Origin of the sequence: Kitasatospora sp. NPDC092286 (genome assembly GCF_044755565.1) — a bacterium.
Taxonomy (GTDB): Bacteria; Actinomycetota; Actinomycetes; order Streptomycetales; family Streptomycetaceae; genus Kitasatospora.
This window is the reverse complement of record NZ_JBIVRD010000113.1, coordinates 1-2,434: the sequence shown is the minus strand read 5'-3', so window position 1 is coordinate 2,434 and position 2,434 is coordinate 1. Positions and strand designations below refer to the sequence as shown.

The 2,434-nt window shown below is 70.6% G+C and carries 1 protein-coding gene; it reads right to left on the bottom strand.

Translation table 11 applies throughout. The annotated features are described in order from the left end of the window. On the bottom strand, positions 1–2,333 hold a 2,333-nt coding region (locus ACIQIB_RS39375), incomplete at its 3' end, for a condensation domain-containing protein (RefSeq protein WP_400764281.1). Between the last annotated feature and the right edge of the window lie 101 nt (positions 2,334–2,434).

Sequence of the window (2,434 nt, the reverse complement as noted above, 5' to 3'; positions counted from 1 at the left end):
TCCACCTGAGCCGCCGACAGACTCGCAAAACCACCATGCGTCACCACCACACCCTTCGGCCGACCCGTCGACCCCGACGTGTAGATGACATAGGCGGCGTCGGCGGGGCGCGGCAGTGCGCGCGCAACCGCTCCGGCGGGCCCACCACCGGTCAGGTCGAGGCCGTCGAGTTCGACACGCGCGGCCTCGCCCGGCAGCTCGATCCCGGTCCCGGTCACCACCAGGACGGGTGCGGCGTCGTCCATCATGTACGCGATGCGGTCCGCCGGGTAGGCAATGTCGACCGGCAGGTACGCGGCACCGGACTTCAGCACCGCGAGCACCGCGACCACCATGTCCAGGCCACGCGGCAGCGCCACCGCGACGACCTCGTCGGGTCCGGCACCGCGTGTCGCCAGCTCCTCGGCCAGTCGCTCCGCCCGCGCGTCCAGTTCCGCATAGGTGAGCTGGGTGTCGCCGAAGACCACCGCCGTGTTGCCCGGCGTGCGGGCGACCTGGGCTGCGAACAGCTCGGGGAAGGTCGCCGCGGGGATCGGCAGGGCCGTCTCGTTCCACTCCTGCAGCATCCGGTGCCGCTCGTCGCCGGAGAGGACGTCCAGCTGTCCGAGCGGCAGCGTCGGATCCGCGAGCAACGACTCCAGGACTCGCAGGACACGCGCCCCGATGGCCGTGATGTCCTGCGCGTCGAAGTGCTCGGACGCGTAGCCGAGGCGAAGTGCCAGGCCCTCCGGCTTGACCATGGCGGCGAAGCTCAGGGGGTAGTGGGTGGCGTCGATGCCGTTGAAGCCGGTCACCCGCACGCCGTCGGCGATGGTCAGGGCATCGGGGTCGATCGGGTAGTTCTCGAACACCGTGAGCGTGTCGAAGAGTTCGCCCACCCCGGCGAGGCGCTGGATGTCGGCGAGGCCCAAGTGCTGGTGGGCCATCAGCTCCACCTGCTGGGACTGCACCTCGGCCAGCAGCTCCTCCAGCGAGGACGCCGCGTCCAGCCGCACCCGCACCGGAACCGTGTTGATGAACAGGCCGACCATCGACTCGACCCCGGCCACCTCCGGCGGACGGCCCGAGACCGTCGCACCGAAGACCACGTCATCGCGCCCGGTCAACCGGCCCAGGACGATCGCCCAGGCCGCCTGCACCGCGGTGTTCAGGGTGACACCGCGACTGCGCGACCAGGAGGCCAGGTCCTCGGTCTGCTCAACCGGGAGCGCGATCTCCACGTGTTCGGGCATCGTCTGGGTGCGGCGTCCGGTCGCGGCGACCAGGTGGGTCGGCTCCTCGGTTCCGTCCAGTACGTGAGCCCAGACCCGCTCGGCTTCCGCACGGTCCTGGCCGGCCAGCCAGGTCACGTAGTCCCGGTAGGGCGAGACGCGCGGCAGGGAGGTACCACGGCTGTCCGCCGCGTAGGCGGCGAACAGGTCCTGCATGACCAGCGGCATCGACCAGCCGTCGAGGATGATGTGGTGGTTGGTCACCACGAACAGCCACTGGTCATCGTCCAGTCGGGCTAGGGCGAAGCGGAGCAGGGGCGGTCGGGTGAGGTCGAAGCGGCCGCGTTCCTCGTCCAGGATCCGAGCCAGCCGCTCCTCGCGCGCCGCCGGCTCCAGCCCGCGCAGGTCCTCCTCACGCCACGGCACCTCCACCCGCGCGGCGACCGCCTGCACGGTCACACCCGAGGACAGCACCCGGAACCCGGCCCGCAGGCTCGCATGCCGGTCCAGCAGCGCCTGGCAGGCCGCCTGCAGACCCGACGCCGACAGCGCGCCCGACAGCTCCAGACGCAGCTGGCTCGTGTAGACGTCCACCGCCTCGTCGTCGTATCGGGCGTGGAAGACCATGCCCTCCTGCACCGGCGACAACGGCCAGACATCCTCCAACTCGACCTCTGCCGACTCCAGTTCGGCGACATCGGCGGAGGTGAGCGCGACCAGCGGAAAGTCCGACGGCGTGTGACCACCCGAACCCGGCTGCTCGACATGCGCCACCAGCGCGCGCAGAGCCGTCGACCAGCCGTCCAGCAGCTCCCGGACCTCCGCCTCCGCGAACAGCGCGCCGGGCCAGGACACGCTGACCACCAGGTGCGGTCCGTCGGCACGGTCCTCGGTCATCGCGTTGATCGTCAGCGCGTGACCCATCGGCATCTCGCGGTCGATGCCGCTGTCCACCCCGAAAGGCGTGGGTGACCATTCGGCTTCGGTGTTGTCGCCGGTGAAGCGGCCGAGGTAGTTGAAGACGATCTCCGCGCCGGCCTTCTCCTCCAACTCTCCGAGGCGGGCGGCGGTCTGCGGGTTCAGGTAGCGCAGCAGCCCGTAGCCCAAGCCGTGGTCGGGCATCGACCGCAGGTGCTCCTTCACCCGCTTCACCGCCTCACCCAACGCCGCACCACCCGCGAGGGCTTCCCCGACGTCCAGACCCTCAAGGTCCAGACGCACCG